The following is a 19,596-nucleotide window of genomic DNA, read 5'->3' on the forward strand; positions in this document are numbered from 1 at the left end:
CCAGGCCCGGCTGTGTGTGATATCGACGGGCACCCAGTTTCTCTGCATCATCTGTAACAGACGCTGCGCCGCGGCTTTGTTCAGCAGATAGGCGTAGGCGCCGCTGGGGGAGGTTGGAACACGGGTAATGCTGTATCCATGGCGGAGACTGGCGAGTTTGCGAAAGCCGAGATCGAACACCTTGCCATGGCCGACAAAGCGGATCAGGTCCCAGGGAAGTTCTGTCTTCTGGATATCTTCCAGCACGGCACGGAAATCATCGGCGAAGAATACATCATCCTCCAGAACGACCGCACGCTCGATATTTTCGTCCACCATTCTCTGATAAATGGCGCGATGCGACAGCAGGCAGCCGATTTCGCCGGCCTTCAGATCCTTGCCGAAATAGCGGCGACGCTTTCCCCCGTCATAATCGGGGAGGTTAGGGATATCCAGCTTATACCCGTCCACCGCCGGAAAGAAGGTCGGGGTGAGACCGACTTTGGCCAGCCGTTCCGTCATATCGCCGCGGCGGCTTGTGTCCGATTGCCGGTTGATGACAAAAATCGGGGGAAGATCGCTATTGGGATTGAGGGGCACTGGCGGTCTCCGCGCGGTTATTGGATACAACCGGATTGTTAGGCCATGTTGGCGCGGCGATCAAGCTCCCGCATTTTCACTTGCAACTCGTGAAGATAGCGGTCTTTCACATTCATCTCGTCGAGATGCGCAATGGTATTGGTGAGATAATCCCGGCAGGTGCCGAGATGCCCTTCCCCGGTGGCGAGAAGGCGGGTTGTCTCTTCCATGTCCATCTCCCGGATATAGCGGGAATGGGTGCGGTTGATGACAAAGGTTAGCCCCTTCACCGTCCCGCCCGGCAGGCGGAGGTTGACCAGACGGGCATGATAGGCGCCGGAGATCATTTCCCGCATCCACAGGATATCCGTTTCGCTGTCGATCTTTTCGGGGGCGATGTGAAACGCCCGCCCGTTGCAGGAGCCGCCATGGTCAAGCGCCAGCATCAATCCCGGCTTGTCGGGGCTGCCCCGTCCGATTGAGGCTTTCATGCAGAAGCGGCGGCGAAAGCCATGCAGCCGAGCCGGTTGCCATTCGGTAAAGTGAAAGGCCGGATTCCACAAAAGAGAGCCATAACCGAAGACCCAGAGGCCGTCTTGCGGGTCAATTTGCGACAGAAACGCGTGTCTTGTCGCCTCCCGCTCCTCATGGGTAAGAGCCTGAAAGGGACCATGCTTCTGCGCCTCGCGAATAAGTTCGTCGATCCGTTCCCGATTGAATTCCTCTCGCACCAGCATGATATTTAATCTAATGTACCTTTGGGTCTTTGCAATGACAGGGGTTAGTCAGAACAGGTGTCATAATGTTGAAGAATCTTTTGAAGAATGTCCAGAGGCCGGAACTGGATTTTTCGACGCTGAAAAAGCCTCGCAAGCCAAACACCTATCTGATGTCGCCACCGGATTACGCCGAATATCCGCCGAAAACGGTCAGCCCGATTTTCGAGCTCGATATGCCGACGCTTGCCGCCCGATTTGAAAAAGTCGCGCTGGGTGAACCGCGGGTCGAAAAACTCAGTAGCCGCAATATTGGCGCGGATCTGCAGGTTGACTATGTGCAATGTTCGAAGCTCATCGGCTATCCCGACACGATTACGGTCCGCTTTATTGATCTGGGGGAAGGGCGGTCAACCCTCGCTATTTTCAGCCGCGCCCACTATGGATACCGTGATTTCGGCGTCAATGAAGCGCGGGTCAGGGACTGGATGAGGAAACTCGACCATGCCCTCAGTGTGCCGGAGAAAAACGCCTAGATTTTATAGGCGCGCAGCGCGTCGTAACTGGGCTGCTGCTCGGCGGCAAGCTGTTCCAGATCGTCGTTGAGGGTTATTTCCTTCTCCTCATAGGGCGCGAAGCCGGTCGTTGCCTCGACTGATGCATACCAGTGCGTGGCCCAGACGCCATCTTCCGGCCGTCGGCCTGCGGGCCAGGACAGCATTTCAGGCTGCCAGTTGATGTCGAGAGCCGCGCATAATTTTCGCAGCATATCTTCCGGATTTTTCAGGATATCCTCCGCCTCGACCACAACCGGGGTCTCTCCTGTGAGACGTTGCAGCGCTTCGAAAATTTCAAGCTGACGCCGGATGCCGATATCATCGGTCGTGATGCGATCCCATTTTACGGCATAGGAGGCGATGACCCGTCTCGGGTCACGGATCAGGAAACAATTGCGATGATGGCGGAACGCGCCGAGGTCCACCTCCTCCAGCATATGGTGGGTCATCTGTTTGATATATAATTCTTGCGCAGAGTGAGGGCCGTTGAGATTTGCCGCCACCACCTGCCAGTCGGTTGGCTGGCTGGCGATGACTTCTTCATACATCGGGTGTTTGAGGCCGGTCTTTGCCAGATAATAGGCATAGAAGGGTTCATCGACGGCGCGGCACCCCGGCCTGCTGGCGAAGGCGCGCATCATCGCCGTCGAAATATTCCGGGGGCCGGACCACATGGAGAGACGGATCGTTTCCGTGCTTTCAGGCAAATTACTGGACTCCGTCCATCAACTCATTGACTCCGTCAATAAACTCTCCCCTAGAGGCCAAGAATCAGCTTCGCCATGATGTTGCGCTGGATTTCATTGGACCCGCCATAGATCGACACCTTTCTGGCGTTGAAATAGCGCGGGGCGACACCGCTTGCGTAATCCGGCCCGACGGGTTCTTCATTCTGCCCGGGATAGAGCGGGATGAACGGCTGGGAATAAGTGCCGACGGCCTCCAGCGCCAGGGCGACAACCTCCTGATAAAGGTCCGTGCCGCGGCATTTCATGAGGGAGGATTCCGGCCCCATATTTTGCCCCGATGTGAGCTTGCTCAAGATGCGAAGCTCCGTCATTTCCAGCGCCTGCACGGCAATTTCAAGACGCGCCAGCTTGGCATTGAAGGCGGCGTTTTCAATGACTGGTGCCTGCCCGTCAATTTCCTTCGCGGCAATGGCGCGGACTTTCTCAAGCCCGCGTTTGAGCCGTCCGGCATAGGCATTGCCCCGCTCAAATTCCAGCAGATATTTGGCGCAGGTCCAGCCCTTGTTCATCTCGCCGATCAGGTTTTCCTTCGGTACCTTGACGTCATTGAAGAACACCTGGTTCACCTCCTGCGCGCCCTTGATGGGCAGGTCCAGGGTCGGGATCGGATCAACGGTGATGCCTTCTGATTTCATGTCGATCAGCAGGAAGGAAATGCCTTCCTGCGGCTTGCCGCCAGATTGCGTGCGGACAAGGCAGAAAATCCAGTCCGCATACTGGGCGAGTGTTGTCCAGATTTTGGAGCCGTTGCAGAGGAAATGATCGCCCTTGTCCTCCGCCTTCATTTGCAGGCTGGCAAGGTCGGAGCCCGAGCCCGGTTCCGAATAGCCCTGGCACCACCATACCTTGTTTTCGCGAATGTCAGGCAGGAATCGCTGCTTCTGTTCTTCGGTGCCGAATTTCATGATGACGGGGGCGCACATGCTGACGCCGAAGGGCATGATGCCCGGCGCGTTCGCATTTGCCATCTCGGTATCGAAGATATACTTCTGTGTCGTCGTCCAGCCCGGTCCGCCATGTTCGACCGGCCAGTTGGGGGTGAGCCAGCCTTTCTTCGCCAGCGCGTCCTGCCAGCGGAGGTGATCCGCTTTCGGCATGTAATTATTGCGGTTTTCCGCCATCTTCTGTTTCAGATCCTCGTCGAATTCATCGGCGAGAAACTGACGGACTTCATCGCGAAAGGCGATGTCCTGCTGGGTAAATGAAAGGTCCATATTCCGCTCCCTGACTTTTTATCTCGACGAGTGCCATTGTCATCATGTTATGTTGATTTTTAAGATTGAATAGACCACAAGGACACACTTGTATTTTACGATAACGGATCGGAAGGATGAATAAAAATGAAAAAAGGCATCAAGCAGCTTATTGAAGAGGCGAACAGCCAGATCAAAACCCTGTCGGTCGAGGAAGCGTTAGCCCTTCATGGCACCGAGGGTGTCACATTTGTCGATATTCGCGATGTACGCGAACTGGAACGGGACGGTCAAGTGCCGGGCGCCGTGCATGCGCCGCGCGGGATGCTTGAATTCTGGGTCGATCCGGATAGCCCCTATCACAAGGAAGTTTTTGCAAGCGGCGACCGGTTTGTGTTTTTCTGCGCGGCGGGCTGGCGCTCTGCGCTTGCGACCAAGGCGGTGCAGGACATGGGCCTTGAAAATGTCTGCCATATCGACGGCGGTTATGGCGCCTGGAAAAAATCTGGCGCCCCGGTTGAGGAGCGCCAGAAAAAAGGCGGTTGATATTTTGTCCGGCTGATTTTTGGATCGCTGCCGCGGTCAGTTCTTCTTGCCCCCGAGAAGGCCGCCGGCAGCATCCAGCAGATTCTTGACGCCGCCGGAGTCCTTCTCCGCTCCGCCTTTCAGGCTGTCTTTGAGATTATCTCCAGCCCCTTTGGCGTCATCTATGATCTTTTTGACATTTTCCGGGTTCACGTTTTTGAGTGTCCCGGCCAGATCAGGCGCATATTGCAGATTATCCCATGAACCCGTCACCAGAATGGGGACGCCGACACCGCTGGCTTCAGTCCCGCCCTGACCTTCCGTCGAGGCGACAAGCTGCGGTTCAATCCGGTAATTGACGGTTTGCGGGGGCAGTTCCACTGTCCCGGAGCCGCTGAGCCGGATGAACGGGTTCAGCATTTTCAAATCATCATTTGTGAGAATGCCGTTCTTGATGACATAGGTTCCCGAAATCTCCGCAAAGTCGGTTTTCTGCAGGCTGCTGTTCTCGGTAAAGGCACTGGTCAGATTGCGCGCCATGGCCGCGAGATTGATGCCGGAGATGGAGCCGTCCTGAAACAGGATCTGGCCATTGCCATTCAGGGCATTGATCATGTCGGCCTGCGATTTTCCGCTAGTGGAGATATCCGCCTGCACCATGCCCTTGCCTTCAAGTTTCCGGAAATCCGCGGCATCGGTCAATAATGGCTTGAGCTGAACATCCTGAATGGTGACAGTCTTGCTGACCGTCAGGACCGGCTGCTGGGCATTCACTTCGATGCTCGCCTGTCCGGTCCCGTCATAGAGATTCATTTCCGTCAGATCGACATTGAGAATGCCGTCTTTCAGAACCGTGGCCAGCGCACTTGCCCCGATTTTGATTTGCTGCACAAGAATCTCCTGAACGGACAGGTCGAACTTGGCATTCACGGTTTTGAGGGCGGAGAGATCAATGGGAGTGGTATCCCATTTTTCTGCGGATGCCGGCTTCTCTGCTGGCGTTGCAGGCGCAGTTTCCCCTCCGGCTTGATCCGCAGGCAGATAGGGGTTCAGATCCAGCGTTTCGAGGGCCAGCTTGCCAACAACATCGGGCACCTTGCCGCCGAGATTGACACTGAAATCACCGGTGCCCTTGATCGCATCGAAGGCAAGCTCTGCATTGGTGAAGCTGTATGTCGTGTCATTGACACCAAGCTCCCCCTTGATTGACAGGGCCTGGAAGCCTTCCCCCGCGACTTCAAGCGGCGTGCCGGTCCAGGCGGCCAGCTCCCGCACCGATGGGACATCGAGCGTGGTCGTGCCGCCAAGGTTAAGCGGCTGCGTGCTTTTTACCTGACCATCAAAGCTGGCATTCACATGTTTTGAGGCAAGGCTGACAGTGGCAGTCGTTTCCATATTCTCGAGGATGGCGCGCAGCGTCGCGACATTGACATCCAGTTCCAGCTTTTCGTTGTTCCAAAGGGCGCTGCCCTCCGCCGTGAAGGGCTGATCGAGACCTTGCAGGGTGAGCCCGACATCAATATCGGAGAGATTGATGCTGGTATCGTTTTGCCGGTCCAGGAAATTGACAACGCCGTCCACGATACGCACGTCACCAAGATTGAGGTCGGAAATGCCAAAGCCGGACCCGCCTGCGCTCTCGTCCGCATTCTCCGCCGGTTTCTCCGCGTCGCTCGCGGCGGCATCAAAGACCCAGTTGCCCTTACCGGCCTGATCAACTTCCAGATTGATGACCGGCTTGTCGAGGATAAATTCATCCACCTGAACCTTGCCGGTAATGAGCGGCAGCAGGCGGAGCTTGATGGCCAGGCTCTGGATCGTCGTCATGCTGGCTTCCTCGGCGCCCTCCGCATTGGAGAAGGTCACCATATCCGCCGTCACGCCGAGGGTCGGGAAGAAAGACAGGCTGAAATCGCCATTGATGGCAAGTTCGCGCCCTGTCGCTTCGTTGGTAGCGGAAATTAGTTCCTGTTTGATCCGGTCGGTCGGGACAATGAAGGGGAGGGCCACGACCGCGCCAACGATGAGGATCAAAATGACGATTAGTGCGATGATTGCTTTTTTCATACTCATAGTCTCCGGATACATTACGGCTTTTTTCAGATCATGCCATAAATGGGCGCGCGGGTCATGGGTCTTTGCGCTTTGCAGCCATACTTTTGCCGTGAAATGCGATAAGATAGCAGAGGATTCACACAATCGGACTTTTCATGACAGGTCGCGGATGAAACGGCTGGCATTCTCAATTCTGGCGATATTTCTGCTGCTGCCAGGCGTCCCTGCGGCGGCCGAAGACGTTGACATGCAGCTTGTCCTGGCCATTGATGTGTCCTCCAGCGTGAATTTCGACGAATATAACCTGCAGATGCGTGGCTATGCCGCCGCATTTCGCAATGCGCTGGTGATTGAGGCAATCGAGGCGGGGCCGCAGGGCAAGATAAGCGTTGCCGCGACCCATTGGGCGGGGCTCGATGAACAGCAGACCATTCTCGACTGGCAGGTGATTGCCAGCGCGGCGGACGCCGAAAGATTTGCGACTTTGCTTGATGCCGCGCCGCGCAGCTTCCCCTTCGGCGGGACGGCGATAACCGGTGCGCTGGTCCATGCCCATTCCCTGTTCGCCGGGGACGACAACCGATCCCTGCGCCGGGTCATCGACATCTCCGGCGACGGGGTGGTCTCCATTGGGCCGTCGCCGGAAGAGACGCGCGATGCTATCGTTGCATCTGGTGTCATTATCAACGGGCTGCCGATCCTGACTGACGAGCCGTCCCTGGATGACTATTACCGGGAAAAAGTCATCGGGGGCATTGGCGCCTTTGTGGAACCGGCCCGCAATTACGATGATTTCGCCCGCGCCATTGCCGAGAAGCTGGCGCGGGAAATTCGCGGAATCTGGCAGGGCGTCTAGAANNTGCCNGCCGGGGCGGCCTCAGACTTTCGGTCGNAGCATGGCAAAAACACTCTCGACATAGCAGTAATCCATATAGCCAAGCCGGGCCAGCGGCCGGAATTTGTCCATATTGANCATGCCGTCCGTAATGATGTCTTCATTGATATGAATACCNACGACTTCCCCGAAAACCATCNTATTCTTGACNTCCGGGTTGGTCGACGGCAGCTCGAGNGTNTTGTAATGAACGCATTCCAGATGCGCGGGGCTTTCCTTGACCCTGGGCGGCTTTACNAGTTCGGAGGGNTCNTTGGTCAGNCCGGCNTANTCGAACTCATCGACATCGCGCGGTAACATGGCGGAGCTAAGGTTCATTTGCTCGCGCAGNTCATAAGTNACCATATTGCAGACAAACTCTTTTGTTACCTCAATATTGGCGAGCGAATCCTTGGCNCCGCCTTCACTGTGCGTNCCATTGATGCCGAGCACGACAATCGGAGGAGAATCCGNCATGGCGTTGAAGAAGCTGAAAGGCGCGAGATTNACGGNACCGTCCGCCGCAAGGGTGCTGANCCANCCGATNGGNCGNGGGGATACCAGCGCCTTGAACGGGTTGTGCTTCAGGCCATGATGTTCGGATGCTTTATAAAACATGCAGAANTTCTCCGATTTTTTATCCCGGTAAACAGGAGNTTTGTAACATATGTTACTAATTGTAACGGNTGGCATATCCCAGCGCAAGCAGGATTTATTTTCTTTCCTTGCCGACATTGATGTGATATNTGCGCCATATGACCGGAAANATGATCATATTCCTTCGACGACGACAAGCTGCCGCTTATCNTTGCGCTGCCGCTTAANTCNCCTTTGCTNTGNTCATTTTAATGTCGTGACGGTANGGGGCTTCNTTAAGAGGCTGNCCCCCAATTCCGAAGTATAAATGGAAACCGTCATGTATCATATTCTCCACGAACGGCCCGGCGANGACCGGATGATCGAACCTCTGCTCGANAGATGNTTTGGTCCGGANCGNTTCAACAAGACCGCCTATAAAGTCCGCNGGAATATCCGCGCCGTCCCGGAGCTCAGCTTNGTCACGCTGGATCAGNNTCAGCTNGTCGCNACCATCCGGTACTGGCCNATTACCATNGGCGGGCGGNCNNCCGCNATCCTGCTGGGTCCGATTGCNGTNGANCCGGAGTTGCANGGCAAGGGNATTGGCGTGCGCCTTATTCGGGAAAGNATNAANGTGGCCGAGGATCTGGGGCATCGGCTGATCGTTCTNGTGGGCGATCCGGAATACTATATGCAGTTCGGNTTNCAGAATGCCGCTGNTCTGGGNTTCNNNCTTCCCGGACCGGTNGAGGAACGCCGCTTNCTGGTNCGCGAATGTGTGCCGGGCGCCCTTGACAATNTCAGCGGAATGGTCAGNGGNGCCTCCCNGGACCCGCAGCCGCCGGGCAGGGTTGCCAATGGNTCAGAGACNGCCGATCTGGTGGAGAGGCTAGCGTCCNTCACGCCACCAGCCGANGCATAGAAAGGCGAGGGNGAGGANAAGNGCNAGCAGCGGCGGTAACATNGCCCGGCGGCTGTAGCCNGTGACTTCATAATTTTCATTGGCGCGCANACCGAACCAGTAGTCGCTGGATTGCCGGTTGTCGGGCCGTGTGCGGCGGAANTCCGGCANTCCNTCCTGATTGATCCAGCGGATGCCGCCGTCCGTGGCGCGCGCNGCCGGGGCAANCAGCTCCGGGCTNGCCCGGATGTCATGCAGTTCCTTCGGGTTGAGNGCNCCCACCGCCACCAATGANTTTTTCACGCCNTCNTCAAGGGTNTGCAGNCCGCTGGTCGCCAGTTCNATAACTCCGCGCTGCACCCCATATTCCCCCTCACTGAGCGGAATTTCCGTAACGTTACCGTCCGGGTCCGTCACGCGCACCGTCACCGGCTCCACCTCGAGGGAGCGCCGGGAGACGACAAGCTGATTGCCGGAAACTGCGCCTTTAAGCTGCTCCTCTTCCAGCTCCGGTTCCTTCATCAGCCAGTGGGAGACCCGGCGCAAGAGTTCCGATTGCGGCCCGCCGCCTTCAAATCCCCGACCCCATAGCCAGGCATGGTCGGACAGCAGTTGGGCAATGCGGCCATCGCCGCTGCGCTCCAGGATCAGGAGCGGCTGTTCAAGGGGGCCGGTCATCAGGGTTTCCCCGCCGAGCGCTTCCGCCTCGATCATGCGGAACCAGCGGCCCCATTCCCGGTCGTCCTCAAGGTTTGCCTTCAGAAGGCCGGTGACCGGATGCCGTTTGCCGACATCGCTGATCTTTGGCACATAGCCTTCCGTGAAAACGGTGCCGGTGGGCCGACCGGGCAGAACATCGGCGAGCGGCGTCTGATAGAGGCTGAGCGAACTGGCGTAGGCAGGGCCTGCCGCCTCCAGCAAGGCGCCGCCGTTTTTAACATAGTTGGCGATATTGTTCAGATAGCTGGACGGCAACACCCCGCGCCGCCGGTAGCGGTCGAAGATGATGAGGTCAAACTCGTTCAGCTTTTTCTCGAACAGGTCGCGGATCGGGAAGGGGATCAGCGACAGTTCCGTGATCGGTGTGCCATCCTGCTTTTCCGGCGGGCGCAGGATGGTGAAATGCACCAGCTCGACCGACGGGTCGGATTTCAGGATATTCCGCCATCCCCGCTCGCCCATATGCGGNTCTCCGGAAACCAGCAGNACCCGCAGCCGGTCACGGATGCCGTTGATGGTGACATAGGCGCTGTTNTTNTTNTCCGTCANNTCGCCCGCCAGCGGTTCCGANGAAATTTCAACGAANTTGGCNCCGCCATGGGNAAGGGTGANGNTNACCGGAATTTCCTCGCCGGGCCGGGCAAGGGCGACGCCAACCGGCTCATCATTCAGTTTTATGGANACGCGGGTTGCCTCCNCATTTTGCGNNGCGCCGAAATCNTCGACCTTGACGATAATCTGNACGGGNTGATCNACAATCCCGAANGANGGNGCCCGAACAACGCGNAGCACNCGGTCCGTCTCGTCCGGTTCCCCNGTCAGCAGAAAATGCAGCGGGCCTTCNCNGGNGCGGATNTCGTCGGCCGCGGGNACATCGTGAATCTGCCCNTCGGTAATGAAGAAAGTCGCCGCGACCCGTTCCGGGGANATATTGCGAAAGGCCTCATTGCGGAGGGCGAAGGCATAGCTGCCGTCATCCTCGCCGATCAGGGAGGATGTCNTGTTCTGCAGGATCACGCTTTCCACCTGNAGATTGTCGACAGCNTCCAGNCGGTTTTGCAATTCATCGAAGGCNGCGCGGGCGGTNTCNCTNCGNTCCCCGATNTTCTGGCTGCCCGTTTCATCGAGAATGATCAGGGCAATGTCGCTNAGGAATTTGCGTTTNTCCGACANCAGCACCGGATTGGCGATCATCAGCAGGATCAGCGCCATCAGTGTNCCGCGCAGCAGGCTTCCCCGCCCCCGCCGCCAGAGNGAAAAGANNACGAACAGNGCGCAAATGGNGGCNAGNNCCATCAGCCAGCCGACCGGCAGGTAGGGATCGAAGNTAAGGGNTGAAAAGAANCTCTCCTCCCTCATTGGCCGAGCCTTTCCAGNATGGCCGGGACATGNACCTGATCCGCCTTNTAATTGCCGGTCAGGGTGTACATGACCAGATTNATGCCGAAACGGTAGGCAAGNTCCCGCTGACGCTCGCCTCCCGGGGGTGTGGCGGCCTGATAGCGNCCGTCCGTATCCACGGCCCAGGCGGCGGCCCAGTCATTGCTGCCGATGATGACGGAGGCAACGCCGTCATTGCCTTGNGTTTCGGTCGTATCCTGNACCCANAGGTCGCCGCCGTCATAGCGCCCNGGGAATGTCTGCATCAGGTAAAAGGCNCGGGTGATNACATGNTCGGGCGGCACCTGATGGATGCGCGGAATATCNAGCCGCGCCGTCAGCTCACGCAGGCGGGTGTTTTCCGGGCTGTTNTAAAGATCGCCGCCATAAAGGCTGGTGGTGTTCTGNTTGCGGGTATCGAACAGGATGGTGCCGCCGCCNTGNAAATANTCNTTCAGCTTCAGGATGGCCCGCTCCGACAGGGCCGGNAAATCCGCNGTCANNGGCCAGTAGATGAAGGGGTAGAAGATCAGCTCGTCGCGCTCGATATCAATGGGAAGCGGNTCTTCCGCCTCCACCGCCGTGCGGTTTCTGAGCTGGCGGCTCAACCCGACAAGCCCGTTATGGCTCATGNTGTCGATGTTGTAGTCCTTCGTCAGGATATANCCGAGCCGGGTNTCCAGCGTGGCGGCGAGGATNCTGGCGTCCCCNTCGGNCGGGGCGGCTTGNGCCCGCGCGTTCTGCGGGATGAAAAGCGGNGCGGNAAGCCCGAGGGCGAGCAGGATGGCCGCNGCCGGNGCNGCNTTGCGNAAGGGNGGCANNCNNCCCTGAAGATNGAGNGAGATNATCTGGTCGATCAGGATNAGCAGCAGNGCCGCGAGCAGCAGNGGCGGCATCAGATCGACAAGGGCCGACGCCTCGAACGNNCGATGGGTGCCGGGCCANCCCGTCAGGTCAAANACGGANTAGGCGGTGTCAAACTCCCCGATATTGAGGGCGATNTTGAAATTCTCNTNNCCGTAATAGCCGGGCGGNTGNTATNNNTCGAGNGNGAGNCNNTCNATNTCNGCGGTGTTAAGNGGTTCGGCAAGGGCGATNTCCGCCCCNACNCGGCCNAAGCCGGTCATCAGCTGATAGGGCGGCAGATNGCGCGGNTCNGANAGGCTGCCNCCNGTATACTGGCCAAAATTGCCGATTTCCCGCAGCATTTCGACAAACAGNCCGGACAGGGCGAGNTTNGACCATTCCGGCGTTGCNGTGGTGTGAAACAGGACAATCCAGCCCGCCCCCGTNGCGGCGGCGGTGACCAGNGGCGTNCCGTCCTCAAGCTGCGCCCANGTCTTGCCGATNAGNTCCGGTGANGGATTGGCGAGCACCTGCCGCGTCACCGTCACTTCCGGCGGGATCATGAGCCCGGCGAAGGGGCTGGCNTCCGGGAGGCGGCCGAGAGACATCGGCTGGTTCCANGACATCGCCCCCTGCAGNTCGCGATTGCCGGATCGNAGNTCCACGGGAACCAGCTCCCCGCTGGCATTGGCGAGTTTCGGCCCGGCNAANCGGATCAGNACCCCGCCTTTNGCAATCCAGTCGGTGAGGGCCTGCGTCGTNCCCGCGGGCAGGCTCGCCGTNTCGCCTAGAACGATCAGCGACTGNTCNCCNGCNAGCAATTCTTCAATCGATCCNCGGGCAATATCGAAGAANGGCGCAAGGGCNTGCGTCAGATAATGGGTCTCNTTAAGCAGCGGCTGNTCNACTTGCCCCGCGTCGCTGACNACNAGCCCGACCTGCCGCCGCTGCCANCGNTGNTCCAGCAGGTAGACGGCCCCCGCATTGCCCGCATCGGCGATTTCAAGGCGNCGGATNTCNTTGCGGATTTCGTTGGGGATGTTGAGGGTGACTTCTGTCCCCGCTTCNTCANCGGNGAAGCTGAAAGGGGTGGATGCCAGAATCTGCCCGGCTTCCCCGCGNGCGGTCAGCATTCCGGCAGCAGCGGGCGCCCCGGTCGGCATGACCAGCGGAATGGTCAGCTTNTCGCCNGNNAAGGCCGGGCGTTTGATAATCGGGGAGATNNCCGGNTCCGCCTCCTGATAGACGGTNAGCGGGCCGATGGCGGCNAGGGAATTGAAAAAGCCCCGNAAATCCTCCGTCTCGTCATCNNNCAGGNTATTNCCAGACAGCCAGATAAATTCCGGATCCGCAAANGCCTCCAGCCGGGGCAGCAGGGAGGGCAGCGCCGCATATGAGGCGGNCCATGATTTGGGNTCGNTCGACGCGACGATGCCGAGNGCCTCCNGATCNGTCAGCGNCTGCAATCGCGGTTCGACATTCTGTTCAAGNGNAGANAGGGGCAAGACAAAAACTTCCCGNCCGTCGCGGGTNGTTTCATCGGNNAGNTTGCCAANGGTGGTTTTCANNCCCTCCCACGCCTGCGCCGATGTCCACCCGTCNTCAATGAAGATGACAACTTCCCCGTCGCTNTTTTCCTGCGCCTGAAAATTGAGGANCGGCCCGGCAATGGCGAGGATGATCAGCGCGGCAATGATGAGGCGCAGCAGCAGCAGCCACCAGGGCGTNGTGGCNGAGGANTGTTCGTCCTTTTTCAGGCGGTAGAGAAACTGCATGGCCGGGAAGCTGACGGATTTNGGCTGCGGNGGNACAATNCGCAGCAGCCACCAGATCAGCGGCAGCGNNAGCANCGCGGCCAGCACCCAGGGATANAGGAAGNCGAGGGAAGCAAGCGCCGCCATGCCGTTAGTTCCCCCTTATGTTGAGGGCGCTGTAAAGCCGGGCATAGGCGTCACTGGCCGGGGCATCGGTNCGATGGAAGGCGTAGTCCCATGAAATNCGCTCGGCAAGGGANGTNATCTNGCGCCGGTGCGCATTGAACAGGGATTGATATTCCTCCCGCACCGCTTCGACCCGGCCGAGAGTGAGGCTGTCGCTGTCGGCAAGGGAGAGGAATTTGGTCCGCCCCTGATAGGGCAGGTCCACCTCCACCGGATCNGCGATATGCAGCAGAAANCCATGGCAGCCGAGACTGACGAAATAGCGGATAACGGATGAAATTTCCTCCGGNTCGGCGAGAAAATCACTGATCAGCACNACNGTNGATCTGGCGGANAGCCCNTCCGTCCGTCCGAGANCGGNNAGGGAAGGGGGCGGCATTTCCGNCATCCGGCTGGTAAAGCGGTTGAAGCTGGCCGGACCNGTNGAGGGCTTTTCCGACTGGCCNATCAGCCCGAATTTTTCGCCGCTTTTGGAAAGGGAGAGGGCGAGCGCGAGAGCAAGGAGGGTGGCGCGGCCAGCTTTCGATTGCGCGGCCCGGTTTGAGCCATACCGCATGGTCGGGGAATCGTCCCGCCAGATCCAGACGGTTTCCGCCGTTTCCTGCTCTTTCTGCCGGATATAGACATGCTCCCGCTTGGCGCTTTGCCGCCAGTCGATGCTGGAGGCCGGATCGTCCGGGCCATATTGCTTGAATTGCCAGAAATCCTCCCCCGTTCCGGCGCGGCGGCGGCCATGCACGCCCATATCGAAGGCATTCACCAGATGTTCGGCCGCGAGAATCAGGGGAGGCAGGGACTGAACAAGCCGCTCCGCGTCTTCCCTCTGATCCGGCTTTCGACTGTCCACGCGCCGCGGTCGGAACATTCACTACTCCAGCAAAGGGGTTGAAAGTGAGGTGATGACATCATCCATCGTGATGTTTTCCGCCCGCGCGGCATAGGAAAGGGCCATGCGGTGACGCAGCACGGGCTTGGCGAGGGCAATCACATCATCCACCGACGGGCTCAGCCGTCGGTCCAGCAGGGCCCGCGCCCGGGAGGCCAGGATCAGGGCCTGGCTGGCGCGCGGCCCCGGCCCCCAGGAAATGTAGCGGTTGACCAGCTCATTCTGGCTTTCACCCGGACGGCCTTCGCGCACCAGNCGGAGAATGGCGTCAATCACCGCATCGCTGACCGGCATTTCGCGGACCAGATGCTGGGCGGCGATCAACTCCTCGGGCGAGAGAATTTGTGTCGGCCGCGGCTTTTCNTTGCCGGTGGTTTCCAGCAGGATACGCCGNTCCGTCTCGCGGTCNGGATAGCCGACATTGATCTGCATCAGGAAACGGTCAAGCTGGGCCTCCGGCAGCGGATAGGTGCCTTCCTGCTCAATCGGATTTTGCGTCGCCAGAACGTGAAACGGGGTGGGCAGCGGATAGGTCTGACCGGCGACGGTGACCATTTCCTCCTGCATCGCCTGTAACAGGGCGGACTGGGTACGCGGGCTGGCGCGGTTGATTTCGTCAGCCATGATGATCTGGCCGAAAATCGGTCCCTTCAGGAATTTGAAATAGCGGCTGCCATCCTCGGCGGTTTCCAGAATTTCCGATCCCAGAATATCCGCGGGCATCAGATCGGGCGTGAACTGCACCCGCTTGTCATCCAGACCCAGCACCCCGCCCAAAGTCTCGACAAGCCGTGTTTTGGCAAGACCCGGCACGCCGATCAGCAAGGCATGACCCCGCGCCAGCAGGGTCACAAGGGTCAGTTCGATAACCTCTTCCTGTCCGAAAATGAAGTCGCCAATTCCGGACTTCAAATGAGAGAGTTTCTCCGACAGATTATCAACTTTTTCGAGAATTTTCTGTTCGCTGTCACCAGTTGTTTTCATGTGAGTCTGTCATCCCCGGTGAAATTTGAGTAATCTCAACTGGCGACTTGGTAGCCAGCGACCGTTAACCTAGATAAATATAGTACCAAAAAACACAAATTCAGGCCAAAATTATGACAGAAGACAAAACCGGGGACAGCCTCGGCGCCATCATCAAACAGATACAGGGTCAGAAACATCCGCCCGTCCATTTGTGGAATCCGGAATTTTGCGGTGACCTCGACATGCGCATCGCCCGCGATGGAACCTGGTTCTATCTCGGCTCTCCGATCGGCAGAAAACCGCTGGTCCGGCTGTTTTCCGGCGTCATTCGCTATGATGATGACAAAGAATATTACCTTGTAACCCCGGTAGAGAAGATCCGGATTACCGTCGATGATGCCCCCTTCGTTGCCGTTGAAATGTTTGTCGATGGCACGGGGCGGGACCGCACGATCAGCTTCCGGACCAATGTTGACGATTTCGTGATCATGGATGCGGAGCATCCCTTCCGCCTAGAAATTGATCCCGAAACGAAGGAACCCTCCCCCTATGTGCTGGTGCGGGCCAATCTGGAGGCATTGATCAACCGACCGGTTTTTTATGAACTTGTAAATCTGGCGGAAGAGGAAAATATTGAGGGGCAGGCCCGCTTCGGTTTCTGGAGCAGCGGCGAGTTTTTTGAACTTGGTTTGGTAGATGACATTTTTAGTAACTGAACAGACGGATCTGGTAACGCAGCTTCGCGAGAGTCTTGATCCGGTGCCGACCGGTCTTTCCACAGTCCTGACGCTGGAGGGGCGCATTCGGGGGGATCATGATCTCAACCCGGCCAGCGCACCGGACAGGAGCCTCACCTTTACGCCGGCCGCCGTTCTGGTGCCGATTGTGATGCGGAAAGACGGGTGGACGGTGCTCCTGACCCGCCGGGCGACGCATCTCTCCCGCCATGCCGGGCAGATCAGCTTTCCCGGCGGCCGCTCCGATCCGGAAGATCGCGATGCGGTGGCGACGGCGCTTCGGGAATCGCAGGAGGAAATCTCCCTCGATCCGTCCCTGGTTGAGGTGGTGGGGGCCCTCACGCCCTATATTACCGTGACGCAATATTCCGTGACGCCGATTGTCGGGCTGGTCCGGCCCGCCTTCGATCTGCAAGCGGAAGAAGGGGAGGTTTCGGAGATATTCGAGGTGCCGCTCGCCTTTCTGCTCGACCATGCGAACCGCAAGCAGCATAGCGGTTTTCACAATGGCGTTGAACGCTTCTGGTATGCGATCCCGTTTGGCGACTATTATATCTGGGGCGCCACCGCCGGTATGATCAAGGATTTATCGGAAAGGGTTTCATTGACATGATGCGGGGCATTCTTTTTCACGTCATCCCCCTGCTGCTGCCCTTTGTGGTGTATGCGGTCTATCTTTACTTCAACGCCCGGGCGGGCGGGGATAAATCATGGGGCAAGACATCGCTGGCCGTTACCACGATGATCGGGCTTATCCTGATGGCGGCAAGCCTGATCACCCTCGGGTTGGTGGGGGGAGAGCCGAGCGAGGGGACGGTATATGTGCCGCCCCGCTTCGAAGATGGCCGCGTCATTGATTCCCAGGTGTTACCCGCCGATCCGCCTGCCGAACAGAAAGAATGAGGATGTGATGGACGCGGGCGTTCCTCTTGTTGATATTGCGTCCCGTCCGCCGTCCTGGCGGCGCTGGCCGGAAACGGCGATGGTGCTCAAGGCCCTGATGGAGGAAGGCGGCCATGCGCGCTTTGTCGGCGGTTGCGTCCGTGATGCGCTCATCGGTATCGACAGCGAGGATATAGATATCGCCACGGATTTACTGCCCGGTGCGGTGTTGCAAGGGCTGGAACGGGCCGGGATCACCGCCATACCGACCGGGCTGGATCATGGCACGGTCACGGCCGTCTGCGGCCACCGGCGGTTCGAAATTACCTCCCTCCGCGTGGATGTGATTTCCCATGGCCGCCATGCGGAGGTGGCCTTCACCCATGACTGGGAACTGGACGCCGCCCGCCGGGATTTTACGTTCAATGCGCTGTATCTTGATCCGAACGGGGAGTTGGTGGATCCGGTCGGCGGCCTCGCCGATCTGGCCCGGCGGCATGTGCGCTTCATTGGCCAGGCGGAGGATCGCCTGCGCGAGGACCGCTTGCGGGTGTTGCGCTATTTCCGGTTTTACGCCCGCTTCGGCGACGATAACCCCGATGAAGAGGCGCTGGCCGCCTGCGTACGCTGGGCGGACAGGCTCGACACCCTGTCGGTGGAGCGGGTGCAGAAGGAAATGCTGCTGCTGCTGGGAACGGAAAACCCTGTTCCGGCGCTGCGACTGATGGCAGAGACGGGCGTGCTCGCGGCGATCACGGGCGAGAACACCGATATCGAGCGATTGCAGCGGATGCTGTCCCTGCGCCGTTCCTCAGATGCGCTGCTGCGGTTTGCGGCCCTTCTCGGTGGGGAGGCGGGGGCGATGCGGCGGCTCGCCGGTAAATGGCGGTTCTCGAATAAGCAGAAAGAGCGCCTTGCGTGCATGACCGGCGGGGAGGTGACGGCGGGACTGGACGCAAACGCCAGCCGTGCGCTGCTCTATCGACTGGGGACCGAGGCCGTGGTGGATCAGGCGATGCTGCTTGCTTCCTGCGCGGGGCGCCTTGATGAGTATCAAACCTGCTTTGACGCGGCGGAGGGCTGGGTCAAGCCGCAATTCCCCCTCTCCGGCCATGATTTGCGGGCGCATGGCATGTCGGAAGGGGCGGAGATCGGCCGCCAGCTGCGCGAGATGGAGGAGCGCTGGATTGCCTCCGGTTTCACGCTCAGCCGGACGGAGTTGCTGACCAGCCTGCGGCGTGATACCTAGCGGACGCCGAGGATCCACCCCTCTTCCTCACGGCAGATTTTCTCCTGTGCGGGATCGAGCCAGTCCGGCGCGGCAAAAGCCGCCGCCGCTGTTCCTTTCGCCATTTCATCCAGCAGCCAGTCGCGACAGGCTATCACCTGTCGGGCGTCCTTGACCGGGTGGTCATAGGGTGTTTCATCCCGAAGGCTCGGCCAGATTTCGGTGAGGATGATGCCATCCAGCCGCCTTTCCCAGTCCGTCTCGAACGGCCAGAAACGAATGCGCGGTGCAATATCCGCCTGTGTGGCCAGCAGGGCGAGTTCCCGGAGGCCCGTCAATGCCTGACTGCCGACGGAGCCGGTGGTGTAGAGCTTCCAGACGCTGGAGAGGGAATGGCGGCGATGCTTCTCTTTCAGATATTTCTCGGCAATTCGCCATTCATCGAAAGCCGGAAAGGGGAACCCTGTTCTTTTTGTCGAGAGATAATCAGAACTGGCATTCGCCGGACATCCCCAGAAAGGACCCGTGCGGTCTGTCATTTCGCGGTTGAAGCGCGCGGCCACATCAAAGCGGTTGTTCCTGTCCCGCTCATCGGAGGTAAGGTGCCGGGCAATCCGCATGGCCGCCTGCCGTCCGCCGCCAAGGCCGCTGCCCACAGGATATCCGAACGGAAAATCGAAACCGACACAGGCGGTGCCATGGTGGGTGCGCAACAGATGACAGATCCGCGCCATGCAGTCCCGCCGTGTTCGGAAATATTCAGGGGCGGGCATTTTGCCACCCGTGGCCCAGGCGATCCAGCAGCGATCCGGAGATGGTTTCGCCGGTCCCGGGCTGGACGCGGCGGACCAGTCCACCATGATAACAAGATCGAACATCGCTTCCCTTTTAACGCCTGTCCCGGATGCCGGGGCTTTATGATATACTCAGGAGGTGACAAATATCCATGAGTGATTATATGGACAATGGTTGCGTCATTTCTCAGCAGGAGGAAAATGCGATGAAGCGAATTGTGATGACATCGGCGATCGCGTTGTTCATGGGGCTGGCCCAACCGGCGCTGGCCGAAGATAAGGAAACCCCGCCGGGCGATATGGCGCTGGACGGGATCAGCCGCCTGATGGAGGCGCTGGGCGCGTTTATTTCCTCCCTCCCGCAGTATGAAGCGCCGGTGATGAATGAAAATGGCGATATTATCATCCGCCGCAAGAACCCGCCGCCGCCCGAAAAGAAAGAGCCGAAGCTGGAAGAAACCGCCACCTGACGGACCCCGGTTATTGATCACGGAAAACGGATAGGCCGCG

General features: G+C 58.8%; 17 protein-coding genes and 2 pseudogenes. 9 read left to right on the forward strand and 10 right to left on the reverse strand.

Annotated elements, in window-relative coordinates:
• Together CMN55_RS00145 and CMN55_RS00150 are read right to left on the reverse strand one after the other, a co-directional pair.
• Positions 1 to 579 (reverse strand): glycosyltransferase family 25 protein (locus tag CMN55_RS00145; RefSeq protein WP_293947477.1); only part of this gene is annotated, 579 nt, incomplete at its 3' end.
• A gap of 38 nt (positions 580 to 617) precedes the next feature.
• Positions 618 to 1,295 (reverse strand): gamma-glutamylcyclotransferase, encoded by a 678-nt coding sequence (locus CMN55_RS00150; protein WP_293947478.1) that lies wholly within the window; start codon positions 1,293 to 1,295, stop codon positions 618 to 620.
• Positions 1,296 to 1,360: 65 nt separating this feature from the next.
• On the opposite strand from CMN55_RS00150, the gene CMN55_RS00155 reads away from it, so the two are divergent.
• On the forward strand, positions 1,361 to 1,810 hold the full coding sequence (locus CMN55_RS00155) for a DUF1499 domain-containing protein (RefSeq protein ID WP_293947479.1): 450 nt from the start codon (positions 1,361 to 1,363) through the stop codon (positions 1,808 to 1,810).
• On the opposite strand, the gene CMN55_RS00160 is transcribed toward CMN55_RS00155, so the two are convergent.
• Both CMN55_RS00160 and CMN55_RS00165 read right to left on the reverse strand, forming a co-directional pair.
• Positions 1,807 to 2,538, reverse strand: coding sequence for a sulfotransferase-like domain-containing protein (locus tag CMN55_RS00160; protein ID WP_293947480.1), 732 nt, complete (start codon positions 2,536 to 2,538; stop codon positions 1,807 to 1,809). The genes CMN55_RS00155 and CMN55_RS00160 overlap by 4 nt on opposite strands.
• Positions 2,539 to 2,588: 50 nt before the next feature.
• Complete coding sequence (locus CMN55_RS00165) at positions 2,589 to 3,794, reverse strand: acyl-CoA dehydrogenase family protein (RefSeq protein ID WP_293947481.1); 1,206 nt, start codon at positions 3,792 to 3,794, stop codon at positions 2,589 to 2,591.
• Positions 3,795 to 3,914: 120 nt separating this feature from the next.
• Here CMN55_RS00165 and CMN55_RS00170 point away from each other — a divergent pair, with 120 nt between their 5' ends.
• Entirely contained in the window at positions 3,915 to 4,319 is a 405-nt protein-coding gene (locus CMN55_RS00170) for a rhodanese-like domain-containing protein (RefSeq protein WP_366931922.1), read from the forward strand.
• 36 nt (positions 4,320 to 4,355) lie between these two features.
• On the opposite strand, the gene CMN55_RS00175 is transcribed toward CMN55_RS00170, so the two are convergent.
• Entirely contained in the window at positions 4,356 to 6,365 is a 2,010-nt protein-coding gene (locus CMN55_RS00175; protein ID WP_293947483.1) for an AsmA family protein, read from the reverse strand.
• A gap of 157 nt (positions 6,366 to 6,522) precedes the next feature.
• On the opposite strand from CMN55_RS00175, the gene CMN55_RS00180 reads away from it, so the two are divergent.
• Positions 6,523 to 7,209: a DUF1194 domain-containing protein gene (locus tag CMN55_RS00180; protein ID WP_293947484.1), complete on the forward strand. Its 687-nt coding sequence runs from the start codon at positions 6,523 to 6,525 to the stop codon at positions 7,207 to 7,209.
• Between the two features lie 21 nt (positions 7,210 to 7,230).
• Here the strand turns inward: CMN55_RS00180 and CMN55_RS00185 are convergent, their stop codons facing one another.
• On the reverse strand, positions 7,231 to 7,962 hold the full coding sequence (locus tag CMN55_RS00185) for a flavin reductase family protein (protein WP_366931919.1): 732 nt from the start codon (positions 7,960 to 7,962) through the stop codon (positions 7,231 to 7,233).
• Positions 7,963 to 8,182: 220 nt separating this feature from the next.
• On the opposite strand from CMN55_RS00185, the pseudogene CMN55_RS16900 reads away from it, so the two are divergent.
• Positions 8,183 to 8,728: pseudogene (locus tag CMN55_RS16900) on the forward strand (GNAT family N-acetyltransferase).
• Between the two features lie 2,054 nt (positions 8,729 to 10,782).
• Here CMN55_RS16900 and CMN55_RS16905 read toward each other — a convergent pair.
• The 3 genes and pseudogenes from CMN55_RS16905 to CMN55_RS00200 form a co-directional block, all read right to left on the reverse strand.
• Positions 10,783 to 13,554 (reverse strand): annotated as a pseudogene (locus CMN55_RS16905) (DUF4159 domain-containing protein).
• Positions 13,555 to 13,558: 4 nt separating this feature from the next.
• Entirely contained in the window at positions 13,559 to 14,458 is a 900-nt protein-coding gene (locus CMN55_RS00195) for a DUF58 domain-containing protein (protein WP_293947487.1), read from the reverse strand.
• 3 nt (positions 14,459 to 14,461) lie between these two features.
• Complete coding sequence (locus tag CMN55_RS00200) at positions 14,462 to 15,463, reverse strand: AAA family ATPase (RefSeq protein ID WP_293947488.1); 1,002 nt, start codon at positions 15,461 to 15,463, stop codon at positions 14,462 to 14,464.
• Between the two features lie 113 nt (positions 15,464 to 15,576).
• Here CMN55_RS00200 and CMN55_RS00205 point away from each other — a divergent pair, with 113 nt between their 5' ends.
• Genes CMN55_RS00205 through CMN55_RS00220 form a run of 4 tightly spaced genes read left to right on the forward strand, consistent with a single transcriptional unit; the run spans position 15,577 to position 18,313 of the window.
• Positions 15,577 to 16,161, forward strand: a complete 585-nt coding sequence (locus CMN55_RS00205; RefSeq protein ID WP_293947489.1) for a DUF1285 domain-containing protein — start codon at positions 15,577 to 15,579, stop codon at positions 16,159 to 16,161.
• The gene (locus CMN55_RS00210; protein ID WP_293947490.1) at positions 16,142 to 16,795 is read left to right on the forward strand and encodes a CoA pyrophosphatase; all 654 of its coding nucleotides are present in this window, start codon (positions 16,142 to 16,144) and stop codon (positions 16,793 to 16,795) included. Before CMN55_RS00205 ends, CMN55_RS00210 begins: the two co-directional genes overlap by 20 nt.
• Positions 16,792 to 17,085, forward strand: coding sequence for a DUF6111 family protein (locus CMN55_RS00215; protein ID WP_293947491.1), 294 nt, complete (start codon positions 16,792 to 16,794; stop codon positions 17,083 to 17,085). Before CMN55_RS00210 ends, CMN55_RS00215 begins: the two co-directional genes overlap by 4 nt.
• A 7-nt stretch (positions 17,086 to 17,092) precedes the next feature.
• On the forward strand, positions 17,093 to 18,313 hold the full coding sequence (locus CMN55_RS00220; RefSeq protein ID WP_293947492.1) for a CCA tRNA nucleotidyltransferase: 1,221 nt from the start codon (positions 17,093 to 17,095) through the stop codon (positions 18,311 to 18,313).
• Here CMN55_RS00220 and CMN55_RS00225 read toward each other — a convergent pair.
• Entirely contained in the window at positions 18,310 to 19,170 is an 861-nt protein-coding gene (locus CMN55_RS00225) for a hypothetical protein (RefSeq protein ID WP_293947493.1), read from the reverse strand. The two genes, CMN55_RS00220 and CMN55_RS00225, sit on opposite strands and share 4 nt — an antisense overlap.
• A gap of 68 nt (positions 19,171 to 19,238) precedes the next feature.
• On the opposite strand from CMN55_RS00225, the gene CMN55_RS00230 reads away from it, so the two are divergent.
• Positions 19,239 to 19,556, forward strand: a complete 318-nt coding sequence (locus CMN55_RS00230) for a hypothetical protein (protein ID WP_293947494.1) — start codon at positions 19,239 to 19,241, stop codon at positions 19,554 to 19,556.
• Positions 19,557 to 19,596 lie beyond the last annotated feature (40 nt).

The sequence above is a fragment of the Sneathiella sp. genome (assembly GCF_002694385.1).
Lineage (GTDB): Bacteria > Pseudomonadota > Alphaproteobacteria > Sneathiellales > Sneathiellaceae > Sneathiella.

What these genes read in the sequence shown, in the direction of transcription:
- CMN55_RS00150 (WP_293947478.1), bottom strand. Translation starts at nt 1,295, where the DNA reads ATGCTGGTGCGAGAGGAATTCAATCGGGAACGGATCGACGAACTTATT.
- CMN55_RS00155 (WP_293947479.1), top strand. Translation starts at nt 1,361, where the DNA reads ATGTTGAAGAATCTTTTGAAGAATGTCCAGAGGCCGGAACTGGATTTT.
- CMN55_RS00210 (WP_293947490.1), top strand. Translation starts at nt 16,142, where the DNA reads ATGACATTTTTAGTAACTGAACAGACGGATCTGGTAACGCAGCTTCGC.
- CMN55_RS00175 (WP_293947483.1), bottom strand. Translation starts at nt 6,365, where the DNA reads ATGAAAAAAGCAATCATCGCACTAATCGTCATTTTGATCCTCATCGTT.
- CMN55_RS00220 (WP_293947492.1), top strand. Translation starts at nt 17,093, where the DNA reads ATGGACGCGGGCGTTCCTCTTGTTGATATTGCGTCCCGTCCGCCGTCC.
- CMN55_RS00215 (WP_293947491.1), top strand. Translation starts at nt 16,792, where the DNA reads ATGATGCGGGGCATTCTTTTTCACGTCATCCCCCTGCTGCTGCCCTTT.
- CMN55_RS00230 (WP_293947494.1), top strand. Translation starts at nt 19,239, where the DNA reads ATGAGTGATTATATGGACAATGGTTGCGTCATTTCTCAGCAGGAGGAA.
- CMN55_RS00225 (WP_293947493.1), bottom strand. Translation starts at nt 19,170, where the DNA reads ATGTTCGATCTTGTTATCATGGTGGACTGGTCCGCCGCGTCCAGCCCG.
- CMN55_RS00205 (WP_293947489.1), top strand. Translation starts at nt 15,577, where the DNA reads ATGACAGAAGACAAAACCGGGGACAGCCTCGGCGCCATCATCAAACAG.
- CMN55_RS00180 (WP_293947484.1), top strand. Translation starts at nt 6,523, where the DNA reads ATGAAACGGCTGGCATTCTCAATTCTGGCGATATTTCTGCTGCTGCCA.
- CMN55_RS00165 (WP_293947481.1), bottom strand. Translation starts at nt 3,794, where the DNA reads ATGGACCTTTCATTTACCCAGCAGGACATCGCCTTTCGCGATGAAGTC.